Source organism: Streptomyces bottropensis ATCC 25435, from assembly GCF_000383595.1.
GTDB classification, from domain to species: Bacteria; Actinomycetota; Actinomycetes; order Streptomycetales; family Streptomycetaceae; genus Streptomyces; species Streptomyces bottropensis.
Map to the genome: position 1 here is coordinate 4,264,580 of NZ_KB911581.1, position 17,915 is coordinate 4,282,494.

14 protein-coding genes are annotated in these 17,915 nt (G+C 74.1%); 1 reads left to right on the top strand and 13 read right to left on the bottom strand.

The features are described from left to right. Positions 1-34 precede the first annotated feature (34 nt). The 13 genes from STRBO_RS0118800 to STRBO_RS0118860 all read right to left on the bottom strand — a co-directional run bounded on the left by STRBO_RS0118800 (position 35) and on the right by STRBO_RS0118860 (position 16,103). Positions 35-1,675, bottom strand: a complete 1,641-nt coding sequence (locus STRBO_RS0118800) for an ABC transporter ATP-binding protein (RefSeq protein ID WP_005474943.1) — start codon at positions 1,673-1,675, stop codon at positions 35-37. Further along, positions 1,672-2,571 carry an ABC transporter permease gene (locus tag STRBO_RS0118805; RefSeq protein ID WP_005474942.1) on the bottom strand — a complete coding sequence of 300 codons (900 nt, stop codon included), beginning with the start codon at positions 2,569-2,571 and terminating at the stop codon, positions 1,672-1,674. Before STRBO_RS0118805 ends, STRBO_RS0118800 begins: the two co-directional genes overlap by 4 nt. Beyond that, the gene (locus STRBO_RS0118810) at positions 2,568-3,500 is read right to left on the bottom strand and encodes an ABC transporter permease (RefSeq protein ID WP_005474940.1); all 933 of its coding nucleotides are present in this window, start codon (positions 3,498-3,500) and stop codon (positions 2,568-2,570) included. The genes STRBO_RS0118805 and STRBO_RS0118810 overlap by 4 nt, the downstream gene beginning before the upstream one ends. A gap of 83 nt (positions 3,501-3,583) precedes the next feature. Further along, positions 3,584-5,179, bottom strand: coding sequence for an ABC transporter substrate-binding protein (locus STRBO_RS0118815; RefSeq protein ID WP_005474937.1), 1,596 nt, complete (start codon positions 5,177-5,179; stop codon positions 3,584-3,586). Between the two features lie 32 nt (positions 5,180-5,211). Further along, positions 5,212-6,003, bottom strand: a complete 792-nt coding sequence (locus STRBO_RS0118820) for a class I SAM-dependent DNA methyltransferase (RefSeq protein ID WP_005474936.1) — start codon at positions 6,001-6,003, stop codon at positions 5,212-5,214. Next, positions 6,000-7,262: an MFS transporter gene (locus STRBO_RS0118825; RefSeq protein WP_005474934.1), complete on the bottom strand. Its 1,263-nt coding sequence runs from the start codon at positions 7,260-7,262 to the stop codon at positions 6,000-6,002. The genes STRBO_RS0118820 and STRBO_RS0118825 overlap by 4 nt, the downstream gene beginning before the upstream one ends. Then, positions 7,246-8,373 (bottom strand): dipeptide epimerase, encoded by a 1,128-nt coding sequence (locus STRBO_RS0118830; protein WP_005474932.1) that lies wholly within the window; start codon positions 8,371-8,373, stop codon positions 7,246-7,248. Before STRBO_RS0118830 ends, STRBO_RS0118825 begins: the two co-directional genes overlap by 17 nt. Next, the gene (locus STRBO_RS0118835) at positions 8,370-9,458 is read right to left on the bottom strand and encodes a PLP-dependent cysteine synthase family protein (protein WP_005474930.1); all 1,089 of its coding nucleotides are present in this window, start codon (positions 9,456-9,458) and stop codon (positions 8,370-8,372) included. Before STRBO_RS0118835 ends, STRBO_RS0118830 begins: the two co-directional genes overlap by 4 nt. Beyond that, positions 9,455-10,333: a hypothetical protein gene (locus STRBO_RS0118840; RefSeq protein WP_005474928.1), complete on the bottom strand. Its 879-nt coding sequence runs from the start codon at positions 10,331-10,333 to the stop codon at positions 9,455-9,457. Before STRBO_RS0118840 ends, STRBO_RS0118835 begins: the two co-directional genes overlap by 4 nt. Further along, the gene (locus STRBO_RS0118845; RefSeq protein ID WP_028796736.1) at positions 10,330-11,586 is read right to left on the bottom strand and encodes an ATP-grasp domain-containing protein; all 1,257 of its coding nucleotides are present in this window, start codon (positions 11,584-11,586) and stop codon (positions 10,330-10,332) included. The genes STRBO_RS0118840 and STRBO_RS0118845 overlap by 4 nt, the downstream gene beginning before the upstream one ends. Before the next feature lie 159 nt (positions 11,587-11,745). Next, the gene (locus tag STRBO_RS0118850) at positions 11,746-13,263 is read right to left on the bottom strand and encodes a vWA domain-containing protein (RefSeq protein WP_005474925.1); all 1,518 of its coding nucleotides are present in this window, start codon (positions 13,261-13,263) and stop codon (positions 11,746-11,748) included. Then, positions 13,260-14,531 carry an AAA family ATPase gene (locus STRBO_RS0118855; protein WP_005474924.1) on the bottom strand — a complete coding sequence of 424 codons (1,272 nt, stop codon included), beginning with the start codon at positions 14,529-14,531 and terminating at the stop codon, positions 13,260-13,262. Before STRBO_RS0118855 ends, STRBO_RS0118850 begins: the two co-directional genes overlap by 4 nt. 81 nt (positions 14,532-14,612) lie before the next feature. Then, the gene (locus STRBO_RS0118860) at positions 14,613-16,103 is read right to left on the bottom strand and encodes a hypothetical protein (RefSeq protein WP_202499410.1); all 1,491 of its coding nucleotides are present in this window, start codon (positions 16,101-16,103) and stop codon (positions 14,613-14,615) included. Positions 16,104-16,401: 298 nt separating this feature from the next. Here STRBO_RS0118860 and STRBO_RS0118865 point away from each other — a divergent pair, with 298 nt between their 5' ends. Further along, positions 16,402-17,883 carry an MFS transporter gene (locus STRBO_RS0118865; protein WP_005474922.1) on the top strand — a complete coding sequence of 494 codons (1,482 nt, stop codon included), beginning with the start codon at positions 16,402-16,404 and terminating at the stop codon, positions 17,881-17,883. Positions 17,884-17,915 lie beyond the last annotated feature (32 nt).

Genomic DNA, 17,915 nt, shown 5'->3' on the forward strand with positions numbered 1-17,915 from the left:
GGCACGGCGCGCGTCCGCGTGCCGGTGCCGGGTGTCAGCGCGCGGCCCCGGCCGACCATCGTGCCGCGGTTACCAGTCGGGCCGTGAAGGCGTGTCGCGGGGTGGTGAGGAGCTGTCGGGCGGGGCCCTGTTCGACCATGTGTCCGGCGTCCATGACCGCGATGCGGTGGGCGACGGCGGCGGTGTCCAGGTCGTGGGTGATCAGGACGAGAGCCGGGCCGGCATCCTCACCGTCGCCGAGCAGGCCCATGAGGACGTCGAGGATGTCGCGCCGGGTGACGGCGTCCAGACCCGAGGTGATCTCGTCGCAGATCAGGACGCGAGGACGGGCGAGGAGGGCGCGGGCCAGGGCCGCTCGCTGGAGTTCGCCGCCCGAGAGCTGGGCGGGGCGACGGCGCACCAGCTCCGGTGGCAGACCGAGACCTGCCGTGGTCGTCAGCGCCCGCGTCTCGGCGGCCCCGGCGTCCACCGCGCGCAGCCGGACCGCCGTGCGGGCGATCTGGGGCAGTACCGGCCGGTGCTCGTCGAAGGCGGCGCGGGCGTCCTGGAAGACGTACTGCACCGCCGCCAGCTGTGCCCGGTCGCGATCGCGCAGGCTGCGCGGCAGCGGGGTGCCGTCGAGGAGGATCTCGCCGTCGAGGTCCCGGTGGAGACCGGCGAGACAGCGGGCGAGCGTGGTCTTGCCGCTGCCCGACCGGCCCACGACGGCCAGCGACTCACCTGGGTACAAGGCGAGTTCGTCGACGTGCACGGTCGCCGTCGTGCCTCGCGAGCCGTCGCGGTGGCGGGCGGTGAGATCGCGGACCCGCAGCACGGGCGCGGCGGCCGTCCGGGCGTTCGGGGCGCGGGAGCCCGCCCCCGGGGCCGTGCTTCCCCCCGCCCGGGGCACCGGCCCCGTTTCCGGGAACCACGCTCCCACGGACAGCAGTTGCCGGGTCCACTCGTGCCGGGGCGCCGCCCACACCCGCTCGGTGGGACCCGACTCCACGACCCGTCCCGCACGCATGACGTGGACCTCGTCGGCCAGCGCGCGTACGACGTCGAGGTCATGGCTCAGCAGGACGACCGCGATACCGCGGGCCGCGACCGCCGCCAGCTGTTCGACGACCAGGCGCTTGGTCAACGTGTCCTGGCCGGTGGTCGGTTCGTCGGCGACGACGACCCGGGCCCCGAGCAGGAGGGCCTGGGCGAGGACGACGCGTTGCTGCTGGCCGCCGGAGAGCTGGTGCGGGAAGCGGCGCAACAGGACGTCCCCGTCGGGGAGTTGCGCATCCGCCAGGGCGCGCAGGACGCGCTCCCGGGCGGCTGCCCTACGGGCGCGCCGGGGAAGTCGGCGCACCTGGGCCCGGGCGATGTCGGTGAGCAGGGCGCTGATGCGGCGGGCGGGGTTGAGCACGGCCGCCGGATGCTGGGGCACGTATCCGACCGGGCCGGCGGTCGCCAGGCGGACCTCCCCGGTGACGCGCGCGCCGGCCGGGTACTCGCCGAGCAGCGCCAGTCCGGTGGTCGTCTTCCCGCTGCCCGAGGCGCCCACCAGCGCGGTGATCCGGCCGGGCAGCACCCGCAGATCCACCCCGTCGACGATGGCCCGGCCGCCCACCTCGATCCGTAGGCCGGTGATCTCGGCGAGGGAGCCCGGGGCGACCCGGCTGGTTCCGTCGGCGTACCGCGTCACGACCGTCGTTCCTTCCGTACGCGAACCGGTGCCGGAACCCGGGCGCGCTCACGGCGTCCGGCGCGCCCGTCCGGCTTCTCCAGCGCCGCGTCGACGAGGAGGTTCGTGCCCGTGGTCAGCGCGACGATCAGCAGGGCGGGGACGACCACGGCCCACGGCTGCACGAACAGACCCGTACGGTTGCGGTCGACCATGACCGCCCAGTCGGCGGCGTCCGGGGCCACCCCGACACCGAGGAACGCGGCCGTGGCGACCAGGTACAGGACACCGGTGAGCCGGGTGCCGGCGTCGGCTCCGAGGGTGCGCAGGATGCTGCGGCCCACATAGCCGACGGCGGTACGCCACCAGGTCTCGCCCTGGAGACGGAGCGCCTCGACGACCGGCCGGGCGGCGGCCTCGGTGGCGGCGGCGCGCACGAGGCGGGCGGCGTCCGGCACGTTGACCAGCGCGACGAGAAGCGCGAGGCCGACGGCTCCGGGGGTGAGCACGGACGCGACCAGCAGGATCAGCAGCAGCGACGGGACGGCGATCAGGACGTCCAGGGGCCGCATGAGCAGCTCCTCCAGCCGGCGGCGGTGCGTCAGCGCCGCGAGCAGACCGACCGGCAGGGCGACGAGATAGGCGAGCGCTCCGGCGCCGAGCGCGGTCAGCACGACCGGCCGGCCTCCGTGCAGCACCTGCCGCCACACGTCCCGGCCCACGAAGTCCGTGCCGAGCCAGTGTCCGCCCCCGAGCGTGAAGGACGTGGCCCGTGCCCCCGGCTCGCCCGCGAACACCGGACCCAGGAGGGCGAGCACGAGAGGGACGGCGATGACCGCGACGCCGAGCGCGAACCGGCCCGTACGCCGCCGGGCGCGGGGGACGACGCCCACGCCGGGGTTCGTGCCGGGCGTCATGCCGCCACCCCCGCCCGGGGGGCCAGCCGACGGGCGACCACGTCCGCGCCCAGGTTGAGCACGACGGTCAGGACGCCGAAGACCACCGCGAGGCCCTGGACGACGGGGACATCGCGTTCGGCGACGGCGTTCAGGAGGACGGTGCCGAGTCCGGGGATCACGAAGAGGGCCTCCACGACGATGACACCGCACAGCAGCCAGTCCACCGTGCGGGCGAGTTGCTGGGCCGCGGGGGCGAGGGCGTGGGGGAGGGCGTGGGCGTAGCGGACGCGGGCGCCCGGGACGCCGCAGCGGCGGGCGTGGGCGACGAACGGGGAGGCGAGGGCGTCGACCATGCCGGCGCGGACCAGGCGGGCGAGGGAGCAGACCGGCCGGGAGAGCAGCACGAGGACGGGCAGGACGAGCGCGGCCGGGTGGTCGAGCAGGTCGGTGCCGTAGCCGACGGCGGTCGGCGGCAGCCAGCCCAGCCGCAGGGCGAAGACCGTCACCAGCAGCACCCCGAGGGCGAACTCGGGGACCGCGTACACGGCGAGCGTCACGGAGCTGACCACCCGGTCGACGGGCCCGCCCTCGTGCCGGGCGGCCAGCACGCCCAGCCCGAAGCCGATCGGCACGAGCAGGGCCACGGTGAGCGCGGCGAGCAGCAGGGTCGGGCCGAAGCCGTCGGCGATGTACCGGCCGACCGGGCGGCCGGAGGTGAGGGAGGTACCGAAGTCACCGTGCGACAGGCCGAACGCCCAGTCGGCCAGCCGCTCGTGCACCGGCCGGTCCAGGTGCATCGCCTCGCGGATGGCCGCGATGCGCTCCGGGTCGGGCTGGTCGCCGGCCAGGGCGACCGCGGCGTCGCCCGGCAACGCCTCGGTGAGCGTGAAGACCAGCAGCACGACGGCCACGGTCTGAGCTGCGCCGAGCAGGAGGCGCCGGGCCACGAAGGGGAGAGGGGGCGCCGGACGAGTGCCGCGCCGTCGTGGCCGGTCGCGCGGTTCCCCGCGCCCCTTCGTGGCGCTCGTCGTCACGCCAGCCACACCCTGTCGAAGCGTGCCCAGTCGAGGGTGTTGGCGGGGGCCTTGGTCTCAACCCCCTTGACGGTCCTGCCCGTTCCGATGATCCAGTCGGCGAACCCCCAGATCAGGAAGCCGCCCTCCGCGTACAGCCGGCGCTGCATCCGCTCGAAGAGCGCCGTTCGCTCCGTCCTGTCCCGGGTGGACTGCGCCTGCCGGTACAGCGCGTCGAAGTCCTTGTGGCGCCAGTGGGTGGCGTTGGTGGTGGAGTCGGTGAGCAGCCGCTGCGAGATGTGCGCCTCGATGGGCATGGCGCCGGAGCGGTAGCAGGAGAGGGTGCCGGAGTCGAGGATGTCGCTCCAGTACGAGTCCTTGCTGCCCATCCTGACGTCGACGGTGACGCCCGCCTTCGCGGCCTGGTCGCGGAAGATGCCGGCCGCCTCGGTGAATCCGGCGGCCACGGCCGAGGTGTCCAGGGTGACCTTCAGGTTCTCGGCGCCGGCCCGCTGCAGCAGGGCGCGGGCCCGGTCGAGGTCCTGCTCGCGCTGCGGGAGGCCGGCGGCGTAGTACTCGTAGCCCTTGCCGAACAGGTCGTTGCCGACGACGCCCGCGCCCGACAGGGCGCCGTCGACGAGTTCCTGACGGTCGGCGATCAGGAAGAACGCCTCCCGCACCCGCTTGTCGTCGAACGGTGCCCGGTCGGTCTTCATGCAGAACGCCTGCATGGCGCTGTTGCGCAGCCGGACGATCTCGATCTGTCCCTTGCCCTCGTGGGCGCGGGCGGTGGCGGGGTTCAGTTCGTGGGCGTACTCGACCTGGCCGCCCAGGAGCGCGTTGACCCGGGCCGACTCCTCGTTGGCGACGACGAACTCGAGTTCGTCGAGGTGCGGGGCACCCTCCCAGTAGCCGTCGTGGCGGCGGAAGACGGCCGAGCGGCCGGGGGCGAAGGACACGAAGCGGAAGGGGCCGGAGCCGACCGGCTTCCGGTCGAAGTCGGCGTCGGCGGTGTTCTCGGGGACGATGTACGCGCCGAACGCCGCCAGCACGTTGGGGAATTCGGCGGTCGGCCGCTTCAGCACGAACTCGACGGCCCGTTCACCGGTCGCCCGGCTCGCGTCGAGGTCGATGGGCTCCAGGGACGCCTTCGCGCGGAACGCCTTCTCGGGATCGGCGATACGGCGGTAGCTGAACAGCACGTCCTTCGCGGTGACCGGCCGCCCGTCGTGGAAGGTGGCCTCGCGCAGGGTGACCCGCCAGCGGTCCAGGGCCTTGTTCGACTCCCACCTCACCGCGAGGCGCGGCCGCGCCGACAGGTCGGCGCCGTAGTCGGCGAGCTTGTCGAACAGGGCCTTGGCTCTGGCGACATCGGCGAAGAGGTTGGCCAAATGCGGGTCGAGGGTCTCACCGGCGCCGCCGCCCGCGAACGCGGCGCGCAGCCGCCCGCCGCGCTTCGGCCTGCCGTCACCGCCGCCCGCCCCGGCGTCCGTACCGCCGTCGGCGCCGCATCCCGTCAGGGCGAGCGCGCCGAGTGCGACGGCACCCGTCGCGGCTCCTGTGGCGGCGAGGAAGCCGCGTCGGCGCAGGCCGGGGAAAGGTTCGTCGTGCATGAGGGTTCCTTGGGTGTGAGGGGGAGGAGGGGTCAGCGGGTGGCGGAGAGCCGGGCGACGACGTGCAGCCGGTCGGCGTCCGCCGTGCTGCCGGGCAACCGGCCGTCCCGCCACGGTGGTTCGGTGCGCGGGCCCGGCCCGTCGTGCAGTTCGAGCACCTCGAAGCCGTGCGTGGTGAGGACGTGGCGCAGCTCCTGCGGGAACAACAGCCGCCAGGCGGACCGCTGTTCGGCCGGCGGAGCGCCGTCGTCGGAGGTCCAGAGGCGGGTACGGCGCAGCAGCTGGGCGGTGCGGTCCACGGTGAGGGTGGTGGTGGACCGGTAGGCGGTGCCCTGCCAGGTGAAGGCGTGGACGGCCGGGGTGTCGAGCAGGTCGGTGCGGCCCAGGAAGTAGGCGCCGTTGCGCATCTCCGCGACCAGCAGCCCACCGGCCGACAGCGCCCGGCGGCAGGAGGAGAGGAAGCCGTCGAGCTGGTCGGCGGTGTGGCAGTACAGGAGCGAGCTGTCCAGGCACACCACCGCGTCGAAGGCGGCCCGGCCCAGGTCGAAGCCGCGCAGATCGGCCCGCACGTACGCCGGCCCGGGGTGCCGGGCACGCGCGTGCGCGAGCATCGCCTCGGACAGGTCGGCCGCGGTCACCGTACGGCCGGCGTGGTGCAGGTGGGCCGCGTCGCGCCCGGTGCCGCAGCCCATGTCCAGGACGCGCGGCCCGGCCCCGTGGCGCCGCAGACAGTCCTCGGCCCAGCGCCCGGCCAGCCGCCCGGGATCGGGGAAGCGGGCCTCGTACAGCTCGGGATGGTCGGTGAGGAGGTTGCCGTCCGTCATGCGCTGCTCCTCTCACCGGCCGGAGCGGGGGCGGTCGCCGCCGGGCTCGGGGGCAGGGCCCCCAGCCGGCGCAGCCGGCCGACGCCGGCCGCCGAGACGAGACCGAACACGGCGCAGCACGCCCAGGGCAGCCAGGCGCGGCCGTCGTGTCCGCCGGCGTCCATGGCCCACCCGACGGCGGCGTTGCCGACGGCCGCGGCGATGCCGGAGACGACGTAGAAGATCCCGAAGTACGTTCCGGTCAGTTCCGGGCGTCCGAAGCGGGGGATCAGCTCCATCACGAACGGCGAGGCGACCATGAGGCCGAGATGGAGGAGCAGCGCTGCGAGCAGGACGGGCACGGCGGCGAGCCATCCCGAGGCGCCGAGACCGGTCGCCACGGCCGGCGGCAGGAACGCCAGGCCCGTCACGGCGAGCCCCACACCGATCCAACGCGCCCTGTCCCCGCGCGACGTGAGCGATCGGGTGATGCGCAGCTGGAGCGAGAGGTTGGCGAGCGTGCCGACGAGGAGGACGAGCCCGGCCGCGCCGTCCCAGCCGGTGGACTGCCGGGCCCCGGCGGGCAGCAGCAGGTACAGCTGGTTCTCCAGGGTGAACATGCCGACCATGGCGAGCGCGAACGCCAGGAAGGCACGGTTGCCGAGCACCTCCCGCCAGTCCCCGAGGACTCCGGCGCCGCTCGGCTCGGCCTTCCGCGCGGGCAGGACGAGGGCCTGCACGACGGTCAGGGCCGCGAAGATCCCGGCGGCGGTCAGCGCGGACGTGCGGAAGTCCACGAGCAGCAGCGCACCGCCCAGCAGGGGCCCGATCAGGGCGCCCGTCGTCGCGAAGACGTTGAACAGCGCGAACGCCTCCGCCTTGCGCTCCCCGGACTCCTGCGACAGATACGTTCGCACCGCCGGGTTGAACAGCGCCCCGGCGAGCCCGCTGAGCACCGAGGCGGCGAGCAGCACGGGCAGTCCGTCACCGAGGGCGAACAGCGCGAAGCCGACGGTCCGCAGCGCACAGCCGGCGATGATCACACCCCGTGCGCCGAGCCGGTCCGAGGCGGAGCCGCCGATGAGGAACAGGCCCTGCTGGCTGAGGTTGCGGACCCCCAGGACGATCCCGACGACGGCCGCCGACATGCCCAGGTTCTCGGTGAGGTGGGTGGCGAGGTAGGGAATCAGGAGGTAGAAGCCGATGTTGACGCCGAGCTGGTTGACCAGGAGGAGACGGACGGCGAAGGGGAAGCGGCGTATCTCATGCCACGTCTGCACGGCGTGTCTCCCCCGTTCCGTCGGGTCGTCCGTTCGCGTCTTCGCCGCCTTGGCCGACCCCGTCCGCCGCGCGGGGGCGAACTCCCAGCCCCGGCAGCCCGGTCGTGCGTACGTACCCGTCGGTGCCGCCGATCCCGGTCCAGGGGTCGGCGGCGAGCAGGAGGTGTCCGTCGAGGTCCACCCAGCGGGCCCGGTCGGCGAGGTGGACGGCCGGAGCGAGACCGAGGGTGCTGGCGGTGAGGCAGCCGAGCATCAGCTCGGTGCCACTGCCCTCGATCGCCTCGGCGATCCGCAGGGCCGCGTGGACGCCGCCGCACTTGGCGAGCTTGACGTTGACGCCGTGCACCCGTCCCGCCAGCCGCCGCACGTCCTGGAGCCCCACGGCGTCCTCGTCGGCGATGACAGGCAGCGGCGAGCGCTCCGCGAGGGTGGCCAGCGCCTCCGGGTCGCCGGGCACGAGGGGCTGTTCGACGGCTTCCACCCCGAGTTCCGCGAAGCGCGGCAGCAGGGCCTCGGCCTGCGCCGACGTCCAGGCGCCGTTGGGGTCCAGGAGCAGCCGGGCCCGGGGCGCGGCGGTCCTGACGGCCCGGACGCGTTCGATGTCCTCCTCCGGGTCCGGGGCACCGGCCTTCACCTTGACCATCTCGAAGCCGCTCGCGGCCAGTCGGCGTGCCTCGGCCCCGGCGCGTGACGGCGAGGTGATGCCGATGGTCCGGGCGGTCGCGGCCACCGGAGCGGACGGGGCGCCCAGCAGACGGTGGACGGGGCTGTCCGCCCGCTTGCCGACCAGATCGAGGAGTGCGGCGCCGACGGCGGCGGTCACGGCCGGCGCGGTCTCCGGGGGAGCGGCCCACTCGCCGGCGCGCAGGGCCTCCAGCGCGCTCTCCGGATCGCGGAAGCGGCCGAGGCCGGCGGCGGCGACCGCGAACAGCCGTCCCAGGGTGCCGGCGTCGAGGCCGTAGTAGACGCTGGTGACGGCCTCGCCGTGGCCGTGCCGCCCGTCGTCGTCCTCGACGGTCAGCCACACCGCGTCGCGCGCGGACATGGTGGAGCGGGAGATGCGCAACGGCTCGGCGAGTGCGAGGCGTACGGTGCGCCGGGTGACCTTCACAGTCTCTCTTCCGGACGGGGGACCCCAAGGGGGTCGCGGACCCTGCCGCACCGGACCCAGCCGACGGCCTCGGCCGCGCCGGGATGCGGGATCTCGACGGGGCGGACGGCGGCGGAGGCCGGGTCGATGCCGTGGGCGGTGGCGAAGTCGTCGTCGTAGACGCTGCCGAGGTAGCGGTGCGGGCCGTCCGGGAAGACGGTGACGACGACGCCGCCCGGGTGGACGCGGGCCGCCCAGGCGGCGACCAGCGCGACCGCGCCGGTGCTCCAGCCGCCACTGACGAAGCTGCCCCGCGCGAGGCGACGGCAGCTGTCGACGGCCTCGGCCGGGCCGACCCAGTGCACCTCGTCGAAGGCGTCGTAGGCGACGTTGCGCGGGTGGATGCTGCTGCCGAGCCCGCGCATCAGCCTCGGCCGGGCCGGCTGGCCGAAGATCGTCGAGCCGGTGGAGTCGACGCCGACGAGGCGCAGCGCGGGCCAGTGCCGCCGCAGCGGACCGATGATGCCCGCGCTGTGGCCGCCGGTGCCGACGCTGCACACCAGGACGTCCACGTGATCGAGCTGGACGGCGATCTCGGCGGCGAGCGAGGCGTATCCGGCGGTGTTGTCGGGGTTGTTGTACTGGTCGGGCCAGTACGCCTCGGGCAGTACGGCGAGCAGCTCCCGCAGCCGCGCGAGGCGGGCCGCCTGCCAGCCGCCGACGGCCGCGGGGCGGTCCACCAGCTCCAGCCGGACGCCGTGGGAGCGCAGCAACTGCCGCATGGACGGCTCCAGTTCGCTGTCGCCGACCAGGACGACCGGATGGCCGAGCGCCTGTCCGGCGAAGGCCAGCCCGATGCCCAGCGTGCCGGAGGTCGATTCGACCACGGGGGCGCCGGGCCGCAGTTCACCGCGCTCCCGGGCGCCCAGCAGCATGGACACGGCGGCCCGCGCCTTCATACCGCCGGCGGCGAGTCCTTCCAGCTTGGCCCAGAACCCGGGCTGCGGGCCGGGCAGGTCGGCGGTGATGCGCGCCAGGGGCGTCCGTCCGACGAGGGACAGCAACTCCGGGCGGGCGACGGTACGCAGGACGGTTCTCGACGTCATGGGCGGTCTCCAGCCTGCGGACAGGTGCCCCGGCCGGGGTCCGCCGCGTCCGGGCGGTAGCGGTGCAGGGTGCCCGGTCCCGCGTCCAGCCAGAAGAAGGGGTACGGCTCCGCGCACACCGCGCTCACGCCGTGACCGAGGAACCGGGGCAGCACCGCACTGCCGGTCTGCGCGAACATCACCAACTGCGTGCCCCGCGACAGGGCGTGCCGCCGCAGCGGCTCGAAGCTCCCGTTGCCCAGGGTCATCCCGGAGACCAGCAGCGCGTCACAGGAACCGGCGGCCGCGAGCGCGTCGGTGACGACCGGCTCCCCCCACTCCGTGACGCCGCCCTTGAGGTCGCACGGCACATAGCGAAGTCCGCGCGAACGCAAGGCCTCCAGCAGGGAGTTGACGACCCCGACCACGAGGACAACGGCACCCGCCGGCAGATCGAGCAGCTCGACGACGGCCCGCGCCCGCGCCCGTGACCTCTCCAGCGAGGTACCGGCCGGCAGGGGGTAGGGGTGTGCCCCGTGTTCCGGTGTGTGCGGGCGGACATGCATCAGATAGGCGTCCAGTGCGGCGACCCGCACCGGAAGGAGCGGATGGGCGAGGAGCCGGGCGACATCGGCGCCGGCGCAGTCGTCGACCGCCGCGTCCGGCAGGGCGCCGGGTTCGACCGCGCAGGACCCCACGGCGCCGGCGAGCCGCAGGCTGAGCACCTCGTTCCGGTAGCCGGTGCCCCGTCCGTCGTGCCGCACCGCCTGCCGCGTCACGAACGCCACCGCGACACTCAACGTCCTTGGATCCGGGCCGAGTTCACCCGCGAGAGCATGCTCCAGCAGGTTCTCGTACGTCGTGGCGGCACCGGCCGTCGGCGCGACGGCGGTCACCGGATCACCAGCCCGTCGCGCAGCTCGGCCAACAGCGCCTCGACCTGCTCGCGGGCGCCCGGCCCGGCCGGGTCGCCCACCATGACATGGCCGAGATACTCGTTGTTGCTGCCGGCCGATCTGACCTGTCGGCCGGGCTCGGCGAGCCGTACCTCCAGCACACCGGCCCGGTCGGCGAGCGGGCCGCCGTCCAGTGCTTCGAGGGTGCCCGACGTGTCCGGTACGAGGAAGCCGACGGCGGCGCTGCGCAGTCCGGTCTCCCGGCGCCGCAGATCGGGCGCACGGCCGAGGGCGACCTCCACGGCGGCCGCGGCGAGGTCGATGCCGGTGACATGGCGGATCAGTTCGGTGATGCGGTTCCCGGCGGGCCGGGGGTTGACCTCGACCACGCGCGGACCGGCCGGGGTCAGCTTGATCTCGGTGTGTGCCACGACGCCGTCGGTCAGCCCGAGTGCCTTGAGGGCGTTCAGTGCGGTCTGCTCGGCGGCCTCGGCGTCGGCGCCCGTCAGGGCGGCGGGGAACATGTGCCCGGTCTCGATGAACGCGGGCGCGCCGCCGACGCTCTTGTCGGTCACGCCCACGACGTGCACGGCCCCCGCGTGCGACACGGTCTCGACGCTCACCTCGGGACCGGTCAGCAGCTCTTCGAGGAGGACGGCGGGCACCCGGCGCTGCCCGCGCGCGTTCAGTGGAAAGTCCGCCAACGCGGCCACCGCGGCGGCCAGTTCGCTCTCGTCGTCCACGCGCCGCACGTACATGCCCGCGCACAGGTCGACCGGCTTCACGACCAGCGGATAGCCGATCTCCCGGGCCGCGCGGGCGAGATCGGCCCACTCCTCGTGGAGGGCGAACCGGGGGCCGGGCACGTCGGCGTCGGCGAGGACGCGGCGGGTGGCGTCCTTGCGGCAGGCGTCCGCGACGGCCCGCGGCCCCGGCCCCGGGAGTCCGAGGTGGCCGGCGATCCGGGCGACCGTCGGCAGGTAGTAGTCGCAGGAGGAGATCACCCCGTCGAAGCCGAACACCGCGTGCAGGCGCGCCGCCTCCGGGAGGAGGGTGTCGAGGTCGTTGGTGTCGGCCGTGACCACGTTCCGCGCGCCGAGCAGCGGATGGGCCGTGCCCTCGGGGGCCGCGCGCAGGTAGTGGTGCAGGTCGCGGGTGAGGAACGTGAACTCGTGTCCGCCTTCACGGATGGCCCGTGGCAGCAGCCTGCTCATCGATCCGACCCAGCTCTCGACCACCAACAGATGAGCCACGGCTCCCCTTTTCGTGCGGTGCGTTCAGGCGTGAGGGCAGCCCGACGACACCTCCGGCAGCGGAGGCGCCCGGCTTGACATGCTCACCTTATCGATAATCGTTTTCATTGTCATGTGTGAGGTCGGTGCGGTGCGACGGGCGGCGGTCGGGGCCCGGGATCATCCGATCTCGACCACGCGGGCCCAGGCCGGGGGCGAGCGCGGTACGTAGTCGGGGTCGTCCTCGCTCCACGTGGTGCGTCGGGAATGCCGGGGGAACAGGCCGACCACGGTCCGGCACGGTGGCCGGGAGGCCGGCCAGGGGGTCTGCCCGTCGGTGAGGGCCACGATGACGTCGGGCCTCGGGTGGCTGCGGAGCGCCCTGGTGAACCCCGCACGCAGGTTCGTACCTCCCCCGCCCAGCAGGGGAATGCCCTCCGCCTTGCACAGCGGATGGGCGATCCGGGCCGCCGCGTCGCACGGGACGACGGTGACGAGGTCCCGTCGGCCGCCCACCGCACGGGAGATCGCCGCGACCTCCAGGAGCGCGCTGCCCAGTTCCGCGTCGCTCACCGACCCCGAGGTGTCGATGATCACCGAGACATGGGGCGGCCGGCGACGCAGGCTCGGCAGCACGGTGCCGGGCACGCCGGCCGAGCGCCGCGACGGCCGGCCGTAGCTGTAGTCCTCGCCCGCACCGGGCGCGGACGCCGCAGACCGGACCGCCGCGCCCAGCAACTCCCGCCACGGCTGGGGCGGATGGAACGCCTCCTCCGCCCAGCGCTTCCAGCCCGCCGACGCCGAACCCGGCCGGCCGGTGATGCCCTGCGCCACCCGGAACCGGACCGCGTCCCGTTCCTGCTCGCTCAGGCCGTGCGCCCCGTCCGCCCCCAGTTCCCACTCCCGTTCCAGACCGTCGGCGCCACTGCCGCAGTCCAGCCACGCGAACTCGCCCGTGCGCGGGCCCAGCTGGAACCGGCGCAGGTAGTCCTCCATCAGCTGTCCCTCGGGCAGCCCGAGGAGCGCCGGATCGACGACGCCCTCGGGCTTGACCAGTCCGTCGCCGAACGCGTCGTCGTTGATCTCGCAGTCGGCGGCGATGTTCATCCGCAGCCGCTCCCCGGGGCCGGACAGCCCCCGCTCCTTGGCGACCCGGTCGCTGCGCCCGTGATGGTCCCGCAGAAGATGCGACACCTCGTGCACCCACACCCCGGCCAGCTCCTCGACCGGCCGGCGGTCCACGAAGCCCGGGGAGACGTAACACCGCCAGTACCGGTCGACCCCCATGGTGGGCACCCGCCGGCACTCGACGACGTGCAGCGCGAACAACGCCGACGCCAGATAGGGGCGGGCCCGGGCCGCCTGCAGCCGGGCGGCGTAGAGCTTGTCGAAGTCGAGCCCCCGCGGGCCGGCCGCGCGGGGGCTCGGCGCGGAACGCGGGGGCGTGGGGACGCCCGTGCTCGCCGGACCGGTGGGAGTCGTTGCCCGCACGCTCGTGTTCGTCGCACCGGTGGCGGTGGTTGCCCGCACGCTCGTGTTCGTCGCACCGGTCGCGGTCGTTGCCCGCACGCTCGTACCGGTGTTCGTCGTATCGGCGCCGGTGCTCGTCCCCGCCTCCGTGCCACCGCTGCCCGCACCCGTGTCGCCGGCCACCGCACCCTCGCCCGTGGTCGCCCCCTCACCCGTGTCGGCGCTCAACGGTGGGCCCCGTTCGCCTTCTTGGCGCGGGCGGCTGCCTCGTCCGCGCGCCGGGACAGGGTGACCACGCCGGCCAGGTTCTCGATCGCCGACGGCACGTCCCAGTCTTCACGGCGCAATGACGCGAGGGTGGTCGCGGGAACGACCACCAGATCCGGGGCCCCGGTCTCCAGCGCCCGCACCAGCAGGGCCCACGCCGCGTCCCAGCGGTCCTTCTCCGGCCGGGTCCGGACCGCCGCCACCACGCCGTCGAGCACCGCCTGCCGCAGATCCCCCCGCTCGGGCAGGTCCGCCCCCGCCGGGTCGGCGAGCAGCGTCTCCGGGTCCGGCAGGTCCAGCCGGTCCAAAGAGGCCAGCAGTTCCAGACCCGGACCGTCGCCCACGGTGCCCCGCACCAGCTGGGAGAGCACGTCGCGCGACACATCGGCGGCGGTCGCGAAGGCGATCAGATGCAGCGTCATCTCCCAGCTCCGGGGCGACGGCCACGCCCCGCCCCGGCGGCTCTCGCTGGAGGGCAGCTGATGAACGAGCTTGGGCCGTGCGGCCAGCAGCGCGCACACCGCGCGCCGGGCGAAGTCCACCGCCTCCGGCAGCCGCTCCGGTGCGAGCCGCGGCAGGGTGGCCCGCGGCCAGATCCCCCCGAGACCCCGGACGACGACCTCGTGGTCGTGCGTCCACTGCAGATGCACGAACCGGTTGGCCAGCGGCGGGCTCAGCTCCCACCCGTCGGCCGCCGAGGACCGGGGGTTGGCGGCGGCCACGATCCGTACGCCGGGCGGCAGTTGCAGCGCTCCGATCCTCCGCTCCAGCACCAGGCGCAGCAGCGCGGCCTGGACGGCGGGCGGCGCCGTCGACAGCTCGTCCAGGAACAGCAGCCCCCGGCCGGCGCGCACCAGCCGCACCGCCCAGTCCGGCGGGGCCATCGGCACTCCCTGCTCGGCCGGGTCGTCCCCCACGATCGGCAGGCCCGAGAAGTCGGACGGCTCGTGCACGCTGGCGATCACGGTCGTCAGCGGAAGGTCCCAGGCGGCCGCGAGCTGTGTCAGCGCCGCGGTCTTGCCGATCCCCGGCTCGCCCCACAGCAGTACGGGCAGGTCGGCGGCGACGGCCAGCGTCAGTGCCTCCAGCTGGGCGTCGGGGCGCGGTTCGGTGGTCGTGGTCCGCAACAGGGTCAACAGGTCGGCCGCGACGTCGAGTTGAGTGAGGTGACCGGGGATGGAGGGCTCGGAGACGGTGGTGGGCAGGGCGAACGGCGTGCATGTGGGCATATGGGGTCACCTTGGGGGTGTAGGGGGCACGAAGGCTTCGGTGGGTGCGGCCCGGGAGCGGGAGTGGGCCACGGGTCCCGGTCAGAAGAAGGACGCGGTGCGGTGGCGGCGGTGGTGGGGAGGGCGGCGGCCGGTCTCGGCGCGTGCGCCTCGGGGGAGGGGATCGGCTAGACCGGACCGGTACAGGCCGTGGACGATCCGCCGTCGCGCGGCCGACTCCAGCTCGTCCCGCAACGGGCCGTCGCGCAGTACCGCCTCGGGACCGAGGAGCCCCTCGACGACGGCCAGCGCCCCGGCGATGTCCCCGTGATCCAGGCGTTCGCGCACGCCGGACAGACAGTCCGGGCGACGGTGTGCCTCGTCGATGGCCCGTAGACAGGGCAGGGGACTACCGGTCAGCCGGACCAGCAGTTCCTCCCGCCGAAGCTCGGCCGGGTCATGGTCCAGGGCCACCAGCGACCCGTCGACCAGCCCGATCCGGTGCCGTTCTCCCCGGCACTCCACGATGCGCGGCCGGCCCGCACGGTCCGGAGCCTCGCCGGGCCCGGACCGTACGTGATCCGGTACGAGCGCCGACGCGACCAGCGGATGCAGCCGCCCGGCGTCGAGTGCGCCCGCACCGAGCAGCTCCAGGTCGGGCAGCGTCCAGGTCGCGGCGTCGGGCAGGACCGGCAACGAGGTGAAGGCTCCGTCGTCGCCGGACGCGGCCGTGATCCGCAGCGAGCGCGAGGGCGACCCGCCGCCGCCGAGACCGGCGCGGGCGTCCACGTCCGGCCCCTCGCCCGCTCCCGAGCCCCGGCCCAGGGCAAGGTCCGGGTCCAGGTCCAGGGCATGGTCCACGGCAAGGTCCAGGAGCAGCCGGCGCCGGGCGCCGTACCGTACGAGAACGGTCCCCGCGGACCGCCCCTCGGCGCGCAGCACGATCGCCGCCTCCTCCGCCCACCGTTCGACGGCGCAGCCGAGTTCCGCGGCCGGCGTTCCCCCCACATCCGGCCCCGGCGGGCGCGGCCCCGGCGGCCGATCCGCTCCGGAACGAGCGCGCAGCTCGGCCACCCGGCGCGCGTCCCACAGGTGGCGGTGCAGATCGAGCCGGTACCGGCGACTGGGGCGCGGACGCGGATGAACGCGGGCACCGGGGTCCGAGCGGGATCCGTCCCACACCGCGAGACTGATCCGCTGCCCGGCGTCCGCCCAGGCGGGCGGGGTCCGGGCCACGAGGTGCACGGAGGACGGGCCGTCACGCCCGGCCACGTGGTACCGGGCCAGCGTCAGGGTCAGACCCGGCCGCAGCAGCCCGTCGGGAGCGATCCTCGGCATGTGCCAGCGCAGCAGGTCCGGAGCCAGGTGGCGGAGGTCGGCCCGTACTCGGGAGGCCAACTCCCGGCCGTGGCCGCGCGCCAGGGCACGCAGGTCGAGGTCGACGTCGACGCGCGCGGCGGCGCACGCACCGGCCCAGTCGCCGACGGCACGGCGAGCGGTCGCGGTCTCGACCATGGAGGGTGGCACGGCGAACTCGCGCACGCGCAACCAGAGGGAAAGGCGGGAATCCCCGTGCGAAGCATCAGTGAGCATCAGCACTCACCTTGCTCGGACGGGACCCCCATTCTGTCGATGGAGTGAGTAGTCATCGCGGGGACCGTAACGCCACCCCGCCCGATCCCGCACCTGTTTTTTCCCGGTCCGCCGCGTCCGAGCAGCCCCCGACGTCCGAGTGGTGACCCCCGGGGCACCGGCGTACGGTCGAACAGTGAACGCGGCGGTGGACGGAACCGTTCACCGGACCCTGCCCTTGCGAAACGCCATGAGCAATCCTCAGCCGACTTCCCCAGCCCGCACCGCCACCCAGGAAACGGGTGGTGGCGGGAGTGCGATGGCGCTGTTCGTCATCGCCTCGTGTCAGCTGATGGTGGTGCTGGACATCACCATCGTGAACATCGCCCTTCCGGACATCCAGCGTTCGCTGGACTTCTCGACGACGAGCCTCGCCTGGGTGGTCAACGCGTACACGCTGACCTTCGGCGGACTGTTGCTGCTCGGCGGCCGGGCCGGTGACATCCTCGGCCGGCGCCGGGTCTTCATCTTCGGTGTGCTGCTGTTCGTGCTGGCCTCGCTCCTCGGCGGCCTCGCCCAGAACGAGGCCCAACTCCTCGCCGCCCGCGCCCTCCAGGGTGTCGGCGGCGCCATCGCGTCCCCGACGTCCCTCGCCCTGATCAGTACGACCTTCCGTGAAGGGCCGGAACGCAACCGGGCGTTCGGGGTGTTCGCGGCGGTCTCGGCGGGCGGCGGCGCGATCGGGCTGCTCGCCGGCGGCGTGCTCGTGGAGTGGCTGAACTGGCGGTGGGTGTTGTTCGTCAACGTGCCCATCGGACTGCTGATCGTGCTGGCGACACCGCGCTGGATCAAGGAGTCCGAGCGCACCCCCGGGCAGTTCGACATCACCGGAGCCCTGACCTCCACCCTGGGCATGGTGTGCCTGGTGTACGGCTTCATCCGGGCCGCGCAGGAGGGCTGGCGGGACCCGCTCACCCTGGCCTCGTTCGCCGGCGCCGTCGTGCTCCTCGTGGCGTTCGTGCTGGTGGAGAAGCGCTCCCGGCAGCCGATCACGCCCCTGCACATGTTCGCCGACCGTAACCGCGCGGGAACGTACGGCATCATGCTGTGCCTGGCGGCCGCGATCTTCGGCATGTTCTTCTTCCTCACGCTGTTCACCCAGAACGTGCTGGGCTTCAGCCCGTTGGCCACCGGCCTCGCGTTCCTGCCGGTCAGCGCCGTCATCGCGGTCGGCGCCGGGCTGGCCTCGCGGTTCCTGCCCGTGTACGGACCCAAACCGTTCATGGTGGGGGGCGCGATCCTCGCGGCGGCCGGTCTCGGCTGGCTGACCCTGACCGATGTCCACTCCACCTACGCGGGCAGCGTCCTCGGGCCGATGCTCGTCTTCAGTCTCGGCATGGGCATGGAGTTCGTCTCACTGACCCTGATGGCGCTCTCCGACGTCCCGAACGCCGAGACCGGCGCGGCCTCCGGACTCCTCAACGCCACCCAGCAGGTGGGGGGTTCGCTCGGCCTCTCCATCCTCGTCACCATGTACGGCACGGCCAGCACCAACGAGGCGGCCGAGCAGATCCCGGACTTCCTGTCGCAGGCGACGCCGGCCGAGCGCCTGCGGTTCGAACAGACCGGGCAGCTCCCGCAGCCCTGGTCCGACGAGGTGCTCACCGCGGGCATCTCGGCCGCCTTCGTCATGGCCGCGATCTTCACCGTCGTCGCCGCCCTGATCGCCGTCCTGGCCATCCAGGTCCGGCCCTCCGACCTGGAGCGGCTGAAGGGCGGGGTCGGGCCGGGCCCGGGCTGAGCGGCCGGGCCCGGCCGCGGCAGTGGGTACTG

Excerpts from the sequence above, each read along its gene's own strand:
- STRBO_RS0118805 (WP_005474942.1), bottom strand. The coding sequence starts at position 2,571 with ATGACGCCCGGCACGAACCCCGGCGTGGGCGTCGTCCCCCGCGCCCGG.
- STRBO_RS0118815 (WP_005474937.1), bottom strand. The coding sequence starts at position 5,179 with ATGCACGACGAACCTTTCCCCGGCCTGCGCCGACGCGGCTTCCTCGCC.
- STRBO_RS0118820 (WP_005474936.1), bottom strand. The coding sequence starts at position 6,003 with ATGACGGACGGCAACCTCCTCACCGACCATCCCGAGCTGTACGAGGCC.
- STRBO_RS0118835 (WP_005474930.1), bottom strand. The coding sequence starts at position 9,458 with ATGACGTCGAGAACCGTCCTGCGTACCGTCGCCCGCCCGGAGTTGCTG.
- STRBO_RS0118855 (WP_005474924.1), bottom strand. The coding sequence starts at position 14,531 with ATGCCCACATGCACGCCGTTCGCCCTGCCCACCACCGTCTCCGAGCCC.
- STRBO_RS0118860 (WP_202499410.1), bottom strand. The coding sequence starts at position 16,103 with ATGCTCACTGATGCTTCGCACGGGGATTCCCGCCTTTCCCTCTGGTTG.
- STRBO_RS0118865 (WP_005474922.1), top strand. The coding sequence starts at position 16,402 with ATGGCGCTGTTCGTCATCGCCTCGTGTCAGCTGATGGTGGTGCTGGAC.